The sequence below is a fragment of the Mesorhizobium sp. M0052 genome (genome assembly GCF_040323255.1).
GTDB lineage: Bacteria > Pseudomonadota > Alphaproteobacteria > Rhizobiales > Rhizobiaceae > Mesorhizobium.
The window spans coordinates 1-14,084 of the sequence record NZ_JAMYUS010000024.1 but is presented as its reverse complement, the minus strand read 5'-3'; the positions used below and the strand labels follow the sequence as shown (position 1 = coordinate 14,084).

Below are 14,084 nucleotides of genomic sequence, written 5' to 3'. Positions count from 1 at the left end.
CACGCGGATCTGCATCGCTGCGCGGCGCCAAGGCGCTAAGCGGCTCAGCTCATGCCCAGGGTCATGCTTTCAAAGACGCTTGATCTCGACGCCGTATTTCCTCAGCACGTAGCCAATCTGTCGCGGGGTCAGCCCAAGCAAGCGCGCTGCCTTTGCCTGCACCCAGCCACATCTTTCCATGGCAGCAATGACGCGCTCTATATCGGGCGTCCTCGCGCCAATTGGGTGGGTTGCGCCGGCAAGCGGGTTAGTCGCGGCCGAACTGGCGGCCTCGTCCGGGGGCGTGGCCAAATTCGCTGACTCCGGCAGGATCGGCGGTGGTTGCAGCGCGGCCTTGCCCGATCTGCACTTCCACAGCGCCTCGGCAAAGCATTGGCCTTGGGAGCAGGCAAAGTCGTTTCTCCCGATTGACAGTCCCTCGGCTAGGATCGCTGTCCGGTGCACGCAATTTTCAAGCTCGCGAATGTTGCCGGGAAACTCACATTTCATCAGCACTTCAATCGCACGCGGATCGAAGGTGAGCGTACAGCCGTTCTCGTCGTTGAACTTCTTGAGAAACTCAGCTGCGAGGAGCGGAATATCGCTGCGCCTTTGGCGCAATGCTGGTACCAGCAAGGGAACCACGTTGATGCGGTAGTACAGGTCGGCGCGGAACTCATTCCTTGCAACCGCCTCTTCCAGGTTCCTGTTCGTGGCGGCAATCACGCGAACATCGACCTTGATGGTCTGATTGCTGCCGACGCGCTCAAACTCCTGCTCCTGCAGCACGCGCAGTAGCTTTGCCTGGAACGAGGCCGAGATCTCGCCAATCTCATCCAGAAACAACGTCCCCTTGTCAGCGAGCTCAAAGCGCCCCTTGCGGGAATTGAATGCGCTTGTGAAGGCACCCTTCTCATGACCGAACAATTCGGATTCCAGGACTGTCTCTGGGAGCGCTGCACAATTGAGTTTAACGAAGGGCCGCTTGGCGCGCGGCGACAACTCGTGAATTGCCTTGGCAGCCAGCTCCTTCCCGGTACCGGACTCACCTCGCAACAGAACTGTGGTTTTTGCCTTCGCTACGACCGCGATCTTCTCCAGCAGGGCGCTTATCGCCGGACTGTCACCAATCATCCCCTCGACGTGAACCTTTTTGCGCCGGGGTGCAGGGTGCTTAACATCAGAAAATTTCGTTTGCAGCCGATGTTCCAGCTCCGGCGCTCGCTCGCTGTCGGCCGCGGAGAAGCGATGCAACTTGACTGTCTGTCCCACCATGTTGGCAATCATGGTGAGCAGCCGGACATCATCGTCGAGCCCATAGCTTGACCTGCTTTCCAAAACCCGGTCCAAAGTCAGCGCGCCTATGGCGTTCCCATCAACACGAATGGGAACGCCGATGAACGACACGGTGTCGGAGGCCCCAAGCACCTCGATATCAGTGGCAGTGAAGGTCGGATGCATCGCTATGTCGTCGGCGACGAGCGGCGTGTCGGTCGTCACAATCTGATCGATGGCGTTGCGCGGCAGGCGCGACCGGGAGGGCTCATTGCCGTTCGTGCCGCAGCCGCTGGCCACTGTGATGTCCAGTCCGCCCTCGGCATCGCAGAGAGCGATGATGCCGTGCCGCATCTGCACAAACGAGTGCAGGAGGTCGACTACCTTGGCCAACTTGAGTTCGAGCCGGGCGGCATCGGCGAGTACTTTCGATATTTCGAAGATGCCGGTTAGCGCGCGCTCGTGCAATGCCACATTCGCAGGATTCGTGTCGGGCTTTGGACAACCCTTTATCGCATTCGGCAGCGATATGCCGCAGTCGCGGGCATTCTGTTCTGACTTGCTAATGTTGTGGTGCATGTGATCCTCGATCTCGCGCCATCAAATCTAGGCTGGCGGCATGTGCGCCCGCGACGTCGCGGGCACGCGCGAATATGCTCCGACGTGAACTCGTGCCGCCGCCGTGTGGTCGAGTGCAAAGCGGGTCTAGCCCTGACGCATCGCTTGGCTACTCCCTCCACGAAGCTTGGCCATGTTATTGGCTTGCCCCGGGCAAACACACGTTGTTTTCAAAAGACTGGAGCGAGGCGGCATAGTCAATCGAGCTTTCTTTCATCTGTGAAAGGAAACCTCGCGGCCTATGATAGGATTCATCAGTTCTATCTTTGCGTTGAAGCAGAAATACCTGGGCCGGCCATGCGTTGCCCGAGCGGCTGACCGCGCGGAGTGTAAATGCGGGGCCGTGCCATTCACCAGCGCCCGCGAAGGAGGGGCGGGAGCGAGAATAACCGCCAACGGCACTGGTCGGTTGCGGCGACCGCCATCTTTCTCGAGTTGATCAGGCGGCGGCGATGTCGGGTGTGAAGGCGCGAAGCTGGCGTCGAGTACGACTTCGTAGGCGGTGCTCGCAACTTCTGAATCGCATCGTCGTGGTCAGCACCATCACCAGCCTGGGGCCGAAATCGGCACACTCAATGAGCGTATCGAAAAGTCTGAACAGATTACGATGCGACCGCTTGAAAACGGCTGCCCCTGCTGCGGGCGTTGATTTGCAAAATGGGTCGTCCAAAGGACCGTCCGAATTTATTCTGTGCATTGCAGTGGCTGCACGGTCGTAGGCTGTCCAGAAACGAGCGCTTCCGAACAGGGGTAAGTTAGCCTGTCATCTGGACGGCCTTGAACAGGCGACACGATGGGGCCCGGTCCAAAGCCGGCTAACGAGGAACCCACCACGCTCTGTGCAGCAAACCGCTAGCCAGAGGGATCGACCGGCAGCACTCTGCCAGAGACCATCAAGGGCGTTCGGACCGCGACCTTGCCCGCTGGTCTGACACCGCATTCCTCCATCATTGGCGAGCCCACGTCAGTTCAGGTGATGCGGATTCATCTGGCATGGGTATTGCGGCGGCGTTGGTGCAGCGTTCGACCGGAGCGCCGCGATAGGGAGAAGCCCGGGAGAAGTCACGCCACCTCGATCCGGTCAGGGAGAGAGAAACAGTGTCAGCTGCACAAGTCCGCGGCGCGAGTCCCGCGCCCCGCAAACCCTTCTACACCAAGCTCTACGCCCAGGTGCTTGCCGCCATCGCGCTCGGCGTCGCAATTGGCTATTTTTATCCGGAGACCGGCGAGAGCCTGAAGCCGCTGGGTGATGCCTTCATCAAGCTGGTCAAGATGATCATCGCGCCTGTCATCTTCCTGACAATTGCGACCGGCATTGCTGGCATGAACGATCTTCATAAGGTCGGCCGGGTCGCCGGCAAGGCAATGGTTTATTTCCTCACCTTCTCAACGCTCGCGCTGATCGTCGGCCTCATCGTCGCCAATGTCGTCCAGCCTGGCGACGGCCTGAACATCGATCCGGCCTCGCTCGATGTCCAGGCCGTGAATACCTATGCCGCAAAAGCCAAAGCGCAGTCGGTCACCGGCTTCCTGATGAACATCATCCCGCCAACGATCGTCGGTGCCTTCGCGGAAGGCGACATCCTGCAGGTGCTGTTCTTCTCGGTTCTGTTCGGCATGGCGCTTGCGATGGCCGGAGAGACGGGCAAGCCTGTCGTTTCCTTCCTCCAGGCGCTCATTGTGCCTGTCTTCAAGCTCGTCGGAATTCTGATGAAGGCCGCGCCGATCGGCGCTTTTGGCGCGATGGCCTTCACCATCGGCAGATATGGCATCGGTTCGGTGGTCAACCTCGCGATGCTGGTCGCGACGTTCTATTTCACCGCCTTCCTCTTCGTGTTCGGGGTTCTCGGCGCAGTCTGCCGGTACAACGGCTTTTCGATTTGTTCTCTCATTCGTTACATCAAGGAAGAGCTGCTGCTTGTCCTCGCAACGTCCTCCTCGGAGGCGGCGCTCCCGTCGCTGATGGAGAAAATGGAGAAGGCGGGCGCCAGGCGTTCGGTTGTGGGTCTCGTCATCCCGGCCGGATATTCGTTCAATCTGGACGGCACGAATATCTACATGACGCTAGCGGCTCTCTTCATCGCACAGGCGACGAACACGGATCTGTCCATCGGCGATCAGGTGCTGCTGCTGCTCGTAGCAATGCTTTCCTCCAAGGGCGCTGCAGGTGTGACAGGTGCGGGCTTCATCACCCTGGCGGCTACGCTCGCGGTAGTTCCGAGTGTTCCCGTTGCTGGGATGGCACTGATACTCGGCATCGACCGATTCATGTCCGAATGCCGGGCGCTGACGAATTGCGTCGGCAACGCAGTGGCATCCCTCGTCGTCGCACGCTGGGAAGGAGAGTTGGACCGAGCACAGATGAAAGCTGCCTTCAGCGGTCATCAGCTTACCGAGGCATCAAACCGGCTACCCTCCTGCAAGTAAGGTGGGCGGCCCACGACCTGTCAAGTCGCTTAGCTGGTCACATAACTGAACGACCGACCCGCAGCCTCTAAACGGCTCCTCACGGACCATGTATCAGAAGCGCTAAATGTGTGAGTGCAAATCGTCACCGCCCTTTAAGCGAATGAGCCTTTCAGTATACCCGGCCGGTTTACGTCTGCAATGATGTTCGTCCAACACGTTGTGCCCATTCGTATGGGGACGTCTTCACTTTGCCACCCGAAACCGAAACGCGCTAGGCGGACAGAGAGCCGGCCCGCGTCAAAAACCAATCAGAATAGGACCTATGACCAAGCGCCCCACAATTGCCGATCTCGCCCGCGAAGCCCGAGTCAGCGTAGCAACGATCGATCGGGTTCTGAACGCCCGCCATCCGGTGCGCGAGGAGACCGCGCGGCGGGTCCACGACGCCGCCCAGGCGATCGGCTATCATGCTGCCGGGCTAATCAAGCAGCGGTTGCGGCGAGACCTACCGCACTACCGTCTGGGCTTCATCTTGAGAAAACCGGCCCAGCATTTCTACCAAGATTTAGCGCGCGAGGTCGAAGCATCGGTCAATTTGGCCCAGTCCTTCCACGGCATTCCGCTCGTCGAATTCGCCCCGTCACATATGCCGAGCGACCTGATCGCGCCGCTCAAGGAGTTGGGCGCACGCTGCCATGCAATCGCGATGGTGGCACCGGACCACCCGAAAATCACAGCAGCGGTTGAGGACCTCAAGGCCAAGGGCATTCCGGTTTTCTCGCTGCTTTCCGACTTCGCCGCCGGCGTGCGACAGGGGTATATCGGCCTTAACAACCGCAAGGTCGGGCGCACGGCCGCTTGGATGGTGTCCAAGGTCGCAAAACGGCCCGGCAAAGTGGCGGTGTTTGTCGGCAGCCATCGTTTCCAGGGGCACGAGCTCCGTGACGTCGGCTTTCGCTCCTATTGCCGTGAGAACGCGCCCACGTTCGAGGTGCTGGATCCGGTCATGAACCTCGAGAAACGGCAGATCACCTACGAGGCAACGCTTGATCTCATGCAGCGGGAGCCCGAGCTCGTCGGCTTCTATGTCGCCGGCGGCGGCATGGAGGGCGCGATCTCCGCGCTCCGAGAAGAGGGCAAAAGTCGGGATCTCGTCGCGATCGTGAATGAAATCACACCTGAGTCTCGGGCAGCGCTTGCAGATAACATCGTCACGATGGCGGTCGCCACGCCAATGCGCCGGCTTTGCCAGGAGCTGATAACGCTGATGACACGGGCTATTGAGACCGGCACCGCTGAAACACCCGGACAGACATTTCTGCCGTTCGACATCCATCTGCCGGAAAATATATGAAGGCGGAAGCGCGAGGTAGATTACCTAGATCCGCAGCGTCAACCTCCACCGGCTTCACTTGCCAACATGCCCCACGTTCTCGTGCAGGGGGTATGGTCAATGATCCCGCACGGCAAGAGCCGAGCGAGGCCAGCACAGTCCATTTGGGGTCGACCTCGTCGACCGCCATCTCCTCGCCTGGCTGCACGTGAAAAGCCGCGGCACAGCCGGCAAGGTAGGAATTTAACCGGGCTAACCATCTTCTGGGACTTCGCACGCAAATCGAGGCGGCAGTCAATTCAGTAGCAGCCCGGGCGTGTGTTCTGCTCGTTCCGGCCCCTCGCACTTAGCAAGGAACTGCGCCGCTCTGCCGGGCCAAGGCCCGACGCCCGAAGGGCAACCGCTCCTACGCGATCGCGTCCGCCTCCAGAAGCCGCCATCGAAAAGAATGCTCGCGTCGTCACCACCTACGGCCAAAGCGGGCAATCAAGGCAGCTGGCATCACTCTGCCACACACCCTCGACGAGCAACTCGCCTGAGATCAGCCCCAGAACGTAGGTAACACGCGCCGCGCCGGCGCTTGTCGAACATGCTGATCAGCCTGTCTTACAGGCGGTGATTAGGTGGGGCTCAACATCTTCCGGGACTTCGCACGCGATTTCGAGGTGGCAGTCGGTACCAAGAAACGAAAGGTCGGATCGGCGTGCCCGAGACGCTCAATGATTTCAGGCAAAGGCGCCAGGCGAGATGCCTCCTGCAACATCATTTCCCGCATCCACATGCTTGCCGGATCACTATTGTGAAGCTCAGGCCATTGGACGGCTTCCGTGAATGCAGGAGGAGGAAGTGGCGGCGGAAGTTGGACAATCCGCAGGGGTGTTGTTTTTGCGAAATGCTGCGCCAGCCGTAAGGGCATAGTCCCGATGCGGCTGGTGCCTGACAGGACGGGCGGGATCAGGCTAAAGCCCTGTACGACAACTTCGATACGTCTCTCGAAACCGTGCTCGAGCAAATACCATTCCTCCATGGTGGGCTGCCGGGTGTGCCTGAATTTGAGCACAACATGCCCCATGCACAAGTATCGCTCGAATGTAAGTGGCTCCGACAGCTGCTTGTTCGTGCCGCAGCCTACGCCTACGAGCTTATCTTCGAACAGGGCTGCCCGAGGATGTTTCGACATGAACACTTCCGGCATAATCAGAAAATCAACGTCGCCGCGCCGGAGAAGCTCCTCGGGGTCGTCGCAAATAGGCAGACATTCAAAGCGAACGGCGGGAGCTTCCCGCGCAGCGCGCTCTACTATCTTCCTAAAAAATACGAGCGTGATGTAATCGGAAAGCATGATTCGGAAGAGACGATCCGATTGGGCCGGGTTGAAGGCGTCGGGGGAAATAATCGATAGCTGGATGTGCAGCAATGCGTCCCGGACTGCTGGGGCGAGCCCGTCGGCGCGCGGCGTCAAAATGAGCTCGCGGCCGTTCATCGTAAATAGCTCATCGTTGAAATAGGCGCGTAGCCGAGCAACGGCGGCGCTCATGGCCGGCTGGCTCAGGTTGATACTGCGAGCCGCGGCAGTGACTTTACGCTCCCTCATCAGAGCGTCCAGCACAACGAGGAGATTTAGATCCAGCCCTTTGAAACGCATGTCATGTTCTATCCAACGTGTGGATGCGTATCATTCAAACAATCAATTTTACGAATTTACGAGCCATGCATTAGAGGAACGGAAAGTGAGCGACGTCAAGCTCAAATCGACGACACGGGCCGGAACTCGAGAGAGCGTCTGGCTCACCTTCGCCAACGACAACGGCTGAGTGCAGCCACCAACGCCGCTTTGGTCGAGTAATGCGGCCGCAAAAACCAATATGAAGAGAGGTCCTGAATGCGCCATCAGGTGCAGTGGAAGTTGTGCTGGGAAAACGAGTTGCAGCTCTCCGATCACGTTAAGCTCGCCGAGTTCTTTCGTGATACGTACGGGCCGACTGGGGCGTCCAACGCAGAACCGTTCGAAGGTAGTCGAAGCTGGGCCGGAGCCAGGCCTGAACTCCGCGTAATCGCCTATGATTCAAGCGGTGTAGCGGCTCACATGGGCATACTGCGCCGTTTCATCAAGGTCGACGCGGTCGACCTGTTGGTGGCTGAACTGGGCCTGTACGGGGTGCGTCCGGACCTTGAGGGTCTGGGAATCGCCCATTCAATCCATGTCATGCTTCCAATACTGCAGGAGCTTGGCGTTCCATTCGCTTTCGGAACGGTCAGGGACGCGATGCGGAATCATGTTGAGAGGTTCGGACGGCGATACAGCCCTATGGCCGTTTTGTCGGGAATTCGCGTGCGCTCCACCCGACCAGAGGCCCGCCTCGACCTGCCGCCCACACGCATCGATGACGCACTCACAATTGTTCTGCCAGTTGGACGGCCGATCAGCGAATGGCCCACGGGCACGATGATAGATCGGAACGGACCAGAGCTATGAGCCGGTCCGATTGCTTGTACGAAGTGCGCCGTGAGTGCTCTGACGGCACCGGCCGTCGAAGCGTTTATCTGACGTTTGACGACGGTCCCAATCCACTTTTCACACCGGAGATTCTCGACGTGCTGGCAGAGCAGCGGGTGCCAGCGACTTTCTTCGTCATCGGCGCCTACGCCTTAGAGCACCCATATCTAATCCAACGGATGATCGCAGAAGGGCACGAGGTAGGCAACCACACGATGTCTCATCCGGATCTGTACCAATGCGGTTTCGGCGAAGTGCAACGTGAGGTCTTTGAAGCGAACGACGCCATCATGAGAGCGTGCCCGCAGGCCTCGGTCCGCTTTGTTCGCGCGCCCTACGGCGCCTGGAGCGAAGAAGTCTGCACAGCATCACAGATCGCCGGGCTGGCGGCCCTTCATTGGTCCGTCGACCCTCGAGATTGGTCTCGCCCTGGAGTCGAGGCGATTATCGATAAAGTGCTCGCCTCCGTCCGGCCGGGCGCAATTGTACTCTTGCACGACGGATGCCCTCCCGGCGAGTTGAGCCAGGGCGCTCACGCCGGCATGCGCGACCAGACGGTCACGGCGCTGTCCCGGCTGATTCCAGCACTGCGTGAGCGCGGATTTGTAATCCGCTCACTTCCTCAACATCACTGAACAACGAGATCCCATGACTCTTCTTGGTACAACCAGCACTGTGGCCATTTCGCTTTATGCACTGCTCTCGACTGCCTATAAGAGCATGCAAGGGCTTTATGCTATGCCGACAAAGGATTCGTCGGCGTTGGAGGTTCTCGCCGGCTCCGACAAACTGCCCAGCGTCGATGTCATCGTCCCCTGCTTCAACGAGGATCCGCGCACGCTTTCAGAGTGCCTGGCTTCCATTGCAGACCAAGAATACGCCGGAAGACTTCGGGTCTATTTGGTTGATGACGGTTCTGGAAATCGCGAAGCCTTAGGAACTGTCCACGAAGACTACGCGCGCGACCCCAGGTTCGACATCATTTTGCTTCCCGAGAATGTTGGAAAGCGCAAGGCGCAGATCGCCGCGATACGACGCTCATCAGGGGATCTGGTGCTTAACGTTGATTCAGACACGGTACTCGCGCCCGACGTCATTTCCAAGCTTGTACCGAAGATGCGAGATTCAGCGGTCGGCGCAGTCATGGGTCAGTTGACGGCCAGTAACCGAACCGAGAGCTGGCTGACCAGGCTGATAGACATGGAGTACTGGCTGGCTTGCAACGAGGAGCGCGCGGCACAGGCTCGCTTCGGTGCCGTTATGTGCTGTTGCGGCCCATGTGCCATGTACCGCCGGTCTGCGCTCCTTTTGTTACTGGACCAGTACGAGTCGCAATTTTTTCGGGGCAAGCCAAGCGACTTCGGTGAGGATCGCCATCTCACTATCCTGATGCTGAAAGCAGGCTTTCGAACCGAATACGTTCCGAGCGCCATCGCGGCCACAGTCGTTCCGAACAGACTCGGACCGTATCTGCGCCAACAACTCCGTTGGGCACGAAGCACATTCCGGGACACACTGCTTGGGCTGCGCTTGCTGCCTAGCCTAAATAGCTATCTCACGTTGGACGTGGTCGGACAGAATCTCGGCGCGCTACTCCTCGCCCTATCGGTATTAACGGGCCTCGCACATTTCGCACTGACAGGCACTGTGCCTTGGTGGACAGGACTGATGATTGTGTCCATGACCATGCTCCGATGCAGCGTGGTAGCATTTCGTGCTCGACAATTTCGATTTCTTGGCTTTTCGCTGCACACGTTCATCAACGTCTTTCTCTTGCTTCCGTTGAAGGCCTACGCGCTGTGTACCTTGAGCAATAGCGATTGGCTGTCGCGAAGCTCTGCTGTCGCTACATCGAACACTGGGGGAAAACAGGCCCCCACCCAAGCTCCGATCACTGGTTCCAGCAGGGCAGAACTCTCGCCCCATTCGGCTCCGCTTCGCAGGCTCAGTCTTGCGCGGGATTCTTCGGAATTAGTCCTGTCGGACAACATTTGCGGCGACGATTGATCGCAAATACCTAATGGACGAGAGGTGCACGAGTTTGACCCAGAACGTGAATCATCAGTTGCTTGATCGGGAATTGGCCGCCGACGATCCGTGGGGCCTCGACGGCAATCCATTCGAGCGGAAGCGCCACACGCAAATGCTCCAGCTGGCGCTTGCCCAAGGCTCCATTACAAATGCCCTCGAAGTCGGGTGCGCTGCCGGCGCATTCACGGAAAAACTAGCCCCCTACTGCCAAGGGCTCACCGTCATCGATGTCGTGGCGCAAGCGATTGCTCGAGCACGTCAACGGATAAAGGAGCCGTCGCGCATCAACTGGATAGTCTGCGATGTTCAACAGTTTTCGACCGACGAGTTGTTTGACGTGATCGTTGTGGCGGAGGTCCTCTACTACCTCGGAGACATAGCCGAGATGCGCGCGGCCGTCAAAAACCTGGTGCGGGTGCTTGCGCCAGGCGGGCATCTGATCTTCGGATCGGCAAGGGATGCTAATTGCCGTCGCTGGGGTCACGCCGCTGGTGCTGAGCCGGTCATCGCCATGCTGAACGAAACGTTGATCGAGGTAGAGCGGCTTGAGTGTCGGGGCGAGTCGGTCAACGAAGACTGCTTGCTCGTCCGTTTCCGGAATCCGATTTCCGCTTCCTGATGAATCTCGAATCTATCGCCGTTAACGTGGAGACACTATGCGCATCTGTGGTACCAAGCTGACCCATGATGGGGCGATCGCCCTGGTCCAGGATGGACGGCTCGTCTTCTGCGATGACCAGGAAAAGCGGCACAACGATCCGCGATACCAATCCATCGATAATCTCGACGCAATTGTCGCCGCTTTAGCGGAGCAGCGGCTAGATCCTTGTGATGTCGATCAGTTCGTTATCGACGGCGGGGATGACGAAGACGAGTCACAGTTTCAGGTCGGCAGGGAACCAAGCAACCGCCAGTTTTGTCGTCCCTCTCGGTAAAATGAACCCATGTCCATGATAGCGATCGACCTTACTGACGTAAGCAAAACTTATGACAAGCTCGTTGTCGACAGGCTGTCGTTCCGCGTTGCGGCGGGGGAATGCTTCGGGCTCTTGGGACCGAACGGCGCGGGCAAAAGCACGATTGCGCGTATGGTCCTCGGCATGACATCGCCTGATGCGGGGAAGATTACTGTGCTCGGCGCTCCAGTGCCGGCGCGCGCGCGTTTGGCACGTATGCGCATCGGCGTGGTCCCGCAGTTCGACAATCTTGATGCCGCGTTCACTGTACGCGAGAACCTGTTGGTGTTCGGGCGCTACTTCCGGATGAGCAGACGCCAGATCGATGCGGTCATACCATCGCTGCTTGAGTTCGCCCGCCTCGAGAACAAAGCGGATGCGCGCGTCGCCGAACTGTCCGGCGGCATGAAGCGGCGCCTGACGCTCGCGCGTGCGCTCATCAATGACCCGCACTTGCTGGTGATGGACGAGCCGACCACCGGCCTCGATCCGCAGGCCCGCCACCTGATCTGGGATCGGCTGCGATCGCTGCTGGCGCGGGGCAAGACTATTCTTTTGACTACCCATTTCATGGAAGAGGCCGAGCGGCTGTGCGATCGGCTGTGCGTTATGGAGGAGGGGCGCAAGATCGCCGAAGGTCGCCCGTCCGAACTCATTGACGAGCAGATCGGCTGTGACGTGGTGGAGGTCTACGGCGGCAATCCGCATGAACTGGGTGCGCTGATCCGGCCGTACGCACAGCGCATCGAGGTGAGCGGTGAGACGCTTTTTTGCTATGCACCCGATCCGGAGCAGGTGCTGGCGCAGCTACGCGGGCGCACGGGTCTACGCCTTCTGCAGCGTCCCCCCAATCTCGAGGATGTGTTTTTGCGGTTAACCGGGCGCGAGATGGAGGACTGAACAATGGGCGAACGTTATGCGGCGGGCATGCCCGCCAATGCGTGGAATTGGGTCGCGGTTTGGCGCCGCAACTATCTTGGATGGAAGAAAATCGGGCTTGCATCGGTTCTCGGCAACCTCGCCGATCCGATGATCTATCTGTTCGGTCTCGGCTTTGGCATCGGAACAATGATAGGTCCTGTAGAGGGCACTTCGTACATTGCGTTTCTCGCGGCTGGCATGGTTGCCACAAGCGTGATGGCATCGGCGACCGCTGAAACGGTCTACGGGAGTTTCGGCCGCATGGGCGACCAGCGCACCTGGGAAGGAATGCTATGCACTCAGCTGACGCTCGGCGATATCTTACTCGGCGAATTGGCCTGGGCAGCCACGAAGGCCCTCATGGCGGGCACAGCAATCACTATTGTTGCCACCACGCTCGGCTACGCATCGTGGCCATCCATCCTCTGCTTGCTGCCAGTCATCGCTCTCAATGGCCTCGCCTTCGCGAGTCTAGCGATGGTCGTCACGGCGCTTGCGCCCAGTTATGAATATTTCATATTTTATAATACGCTTGTTATTACACCCATGCTGTTCCTTTGCGGCGCGATGTTTCCGATCAACCAATTGCCCGGCGCTTTTCAGTATGCTGCCTCCTTATTACCGCTCGCACATGCAATCGACCTCATTCGTCCAGCGATGCTTGGCCGTCCGATTGACAAAATGGGCCTGCATATCGGCGCGCTTTGCATATACACAGTTTTGCCCTTCTTCTTTTCGATTGCTCTTTTTCGTCGAAGGCTGATGCGTTGACGCTACTCACCATTCGAATTGAATGTTTGGTCGCAACCCATTCACACGCCGCCTAGATCAAGACATGCGTTTTAAGGGACTCGATCTGAATCTCCTCGTTGTGTTGGACGCTCTGGTCAGGGAACGTAAAGTCACCGCGGCGGCCCGCAGTATTAACCTGAGCCAGCCGGCAATGAGCGCCGCCGTTGCTCGGTTACGCGCCTATTTCAGCGATGAGCTATTTACGATGAGCGGCCGCGAGCTCATTTTGACACCTCGCGCTGAGGGGCTCGCCCCAGCAGTCAGGGAGGCATTGCTGCACATCCAGCTATCGATTATTTCCTGGGACGCCTTCAACCCAGCCCAATCGGATCGTCGCTTCCGGATTATCCTTTCCGATTACATCACGCTCGTATTTTTTAAGAAGATCGTAGAACGTGCTGCGCGGGAAGCTCCCGCCGTCCGCTTTGAATGTCTCCCTATTTCCGACGACCCCGAGGAGCTTCTCCGGCGCGGCGACGTTGATTTTCTAATTATGCCGGAAGTATTCATGTCGAAACATCCTCGCGCAGCCCTGTTCGAAGATATGCTCGTGTGCGTAGGCTGCGGCACGAACAAGCAGCTGTCAGAGCCACTTACATTGGAGCGATACTTATCGATGGGGCAGGTTGTGTTCAAATTCGGGGACACCCGGCAGCTCTCCATGGAGGAATGGTATTTGCTCGAGCACGGTTTCGAGAGACGCATCGAAGTTGTCGTACACGGCTTTAGCCTGATCCCGCCCGTTGTATCAGGCACCAGCCGCATCGGGACCATGCCCTTACGGCTGGCGCAGCATTTCGCAAAAACAACACCCCTGCGGATTGTCAAACTTCCGCCGCCACTTCCTCCCGCATTCACGGAGGCCGTTCAATGGCCTGCGCTCCACAATAGTGATCCGGCAAGCCTGTGGATGCGGGAAATGATGTTGCAGGAGGGATCTCGTATGATTCCTCTGCCTAAGAGCACCGGACGTCTGAGTTGTCCCCAAATTGAGAAACTGCCCCCCCCTCGACTATGAGAGGAGGCATGGATGGCGATCCCCCGCCGCCTGCGACCCCGCAACTGCTCAGCAGAAGGGCGAAGCGCACGAGAGTGCATCCATTTCGTAAATGTGTGCCTATCCAAGCAATCGATTTCTGCAACTGTCCGATGACGAATATGAACGCGCCTGAAGGTGTGGAGGCGGAAGCCTGTTCGGGCCCTTGCGGCCGACCACGATGAATCCCTTCCAAACTTTCAGCCGGACGGTGTTGTTGACCCGCTCCATTAAATG

At 58.5% G+C, this 14,084-nt stretch carries 11 protein-coding genes and 1 pseudogene; 10 read left to right on the top strand and 2 right to left on the bottom strand.

The window, feature by feature from the left end; translation table 11 throughout:
* Positions 1–69 precede the first annotated feature (69 nt).
* The gene (nifA, locus tag NKJ77_RS26430) at positions 70–1,833 is read right to left on the bottom strand and encodes a nif-specific transcriptional activator NifA (RefSeq protein WP_023731294.1); all 1,764 of its coding nucleotides are present in this window, start codon (positions 1,831–1,833) and stop codon (positions 70–72) included.
* 1,137 nt (positions 1,834–2,970) lie between these two features.
* Between nifA and NKJ77_RS26425 the strand changes: the two genes are divergently transcribed.
* The gene (locus NKJ77_RS26425; protein ID WP_023706359.1) at positions 2,971–4,299 is read left to right on the top strand and encodes a dicarboxylate/amino acid:cation symporter; all 1,329 of its coding nucleotides are present in this window, start codon (positions 2,971–2,973) and stop codon (positions 4,297–4,299) included.
* 304 nt (positions 4,300–4,603) lie between these two features.
* On the top strand, positions 4,604–5,635 hold the full coding sequence (locus NKJ77_RS26420) for a LacI family DNA-binding transcriptional regulator (RefSeq protein ID WP_023703127.1): 1,032 nt from the start codon (positions 4,604–4,606) through the stop codon (positions 5,633–5,635).
* A gap of 598 nt (positions 5,636–6,233) precedes the next feature.
* Here NKJ77_RS26420 and NKJ77_RS26415 read toward each other — a convergent pair.
* Positions 6,234–7,259 (bottom strand): LysR family transcriptional regulator, encoded by a 1,026-nt coding sequence (locus NKJ77_RS26415; protein ID WP_023712679.1) that lies wholly within the window; start codon positions 7,257–7,259, stop codon positions 6,234–6,236.
* 237 nt (positions 7,260–7,496) lie between these two features.
* On the opposite strand from NKJ77_RS26415, the gene NKJ77_RS26410 reads away from it, so the two are divergent.
* The 8 genes and pseudogenes from NKJ77_RS26410 to NKJ77_RS26375 all read left to right on the top strand — a co-directional run bounded on the left by NKJ77_RS26410 (position 7,497) and on the right by NKJ77_RS26375 (position 13,829).
* Positions 7,497–8,090, top strand: coding sequence for a NodA family N-acyltransferase (locus tag NKJ77_RS26410; protein ID WP_023685029.1), 594 nt, complete (start codon positions 7,497–7,499; stop codon positions 8,088–8,090).
* Positions 8,087–8,746, top strand: coding sequence for a chitooligosaccharide deacetylase NodB (nodB, locus tag NKJ77_RS26405; RefSeq protein ID WP_023672235.1), 660 nt, complete (start codon positions 8,087–8,089; stop codon positions 8,744–8,746). The genes NKJ77_RS26410 and nodB overlap by 4 nt, the downstream gene beginning before the upstream one ends.
* Positions 8,747–8,759: 13 nt before the next feature.
* Positions 8,760–10,118, top strand: coding sequence for a chitooligosaccharide synthase NodC (gene nodC, locus NKJ77_RS26400; protein WP_023687361.1), 1,359 nt, complete (start codon positions 8,760–8,762; stop codon positions 10,116–10,118).
* A gap of 13 nt (positions 10,119–10,131) precedes the next feature.
* The gene (gene nodS / locus NKJ77_RS26395) at positions 10,132–10,761 is read left to right on the top strand and encodes a nodulation methyltransferase NodS (RefSeq protein WP_023685032.1); all 630 of its coding nucleotides are present in this window, start codon (positions 10,132–10,134) and stop codon (positions 10,759–10,761) included.
* 37 nt (positions 10,762–10,798) lie between these two features.
* Positions 10,799–11,032, top strand: a pseudogene (locus NKJ77_RS26390) (carbamoyltransferase N-terminal domain-containing protein); the annotation flags it as partial.
* Positions 11,033–11,086: 54 nt separating this feature from the next.
* A complete protein-coding gene (gene nodI, locus NKJ77_RS26385) occupies positions 11,087–11,998 on the top strand; it encodes a nodulation factor ABC transporter ATP-binding protein NodI (RefSeq protein ID WP_023685034.1) in 912 nt (303 codons plus the stop codon).
* Positions 11,999–12,001: 3 nt separating this feature from the next.
* A complete protein-coding gene (locus NKJ77_RS26380; protein WP_023698293.1) occupies positions 12,002–12,790 on the top strand; it encodes an ABC transporter permease in 789 nt (262 codons plus the stop codon).
* A 64-nt stretch (positions 12,791–12,854) separates the two neighbouring features.
* The gene (locus tag NKJ77_RS26375) at positions 12,855–13,829 is read left to right on the top strand and encodes a LysR family transcriptional regulator (RefSeq protein ID WP_023685036.1); all 975 of its coding nucleotides are present in this window, start codon (positions 12,855–12,857) and stop codon (positions 13,827–13,829) included.
* Positions 13,830–14,084 lie beyond the last annotated feature (255 nt).

Bases quoted from the DNA above. Each gene is read 5' to 3' on its own strand.
- nifA (WP_023731294.1), bottom strand. From the start codon at position 1,833: ATGCACCACAACATTAGCAAGTCAGAACAGAATGCCCGCGACTGCGGC.
- NKJ77_RS26420 (WP_023703127.1), top strand. From the start codon at position 4,604: ATGACCAAGCGCCCCACAATTGCCGATCTCGCCCGCGAAGCCCGAGTC.
- NKJ77_RS26415 (WP_023712679.1), bottom strand. From the start codon at position 7,259: ATGCGTTTCAAAGGGCTGGATCTAAATCTCCTCGTTGTGCTGGACGCT.
- NKJ77_RS26410 (WP_023685029.1), top strand. From the start codon at position 7,497: ATGCGCCATCAGGTGCAGTGGAAGTTGTGCTGGGAAAACGAGTTGCAG.
- nodB (WP_023672235.1), top strand. From the start codon at position 8,087: ATGAGCCGGTCCGATTGCTTGTACGAAGTGCGCCGTGAGTGCTCTGAC.
- nodC (WP_023687361.1), top strand. From the start codon at position 8,760: ATGACTCTTCTTGGTACAACCAGCACTGTGGCCATTTCGCTTTATGCA.
- nodS (WP_023685032.1), top strand. From the start codon at position 10,132: ATGGACGAGAGGTGCACGAGTTTGACCCAGAACGTGAATCATCAGTTG.
- nodI (WP_023685034.1), top strand. From the start codon at position 11,087: ATGTCCATGATAGCGATCGACCTTACTGACGTAAGCAAAACTTATGAC.
- NKJ77_RS26380 (WP_023698293.1), top strand. From the start codon at position 12,002: ATGGGCGAACGTTATGCGGCGGGCATGCCCGCCAATGCGTGGAATTGG.
- NKJ77_RS26375 (WP_023685036.1), top strand. From the start codon at position 12,855: ATGCGTTTTAAGGGACTCGATCTGAATCTCCTCGTTGTGTTGGACGCT.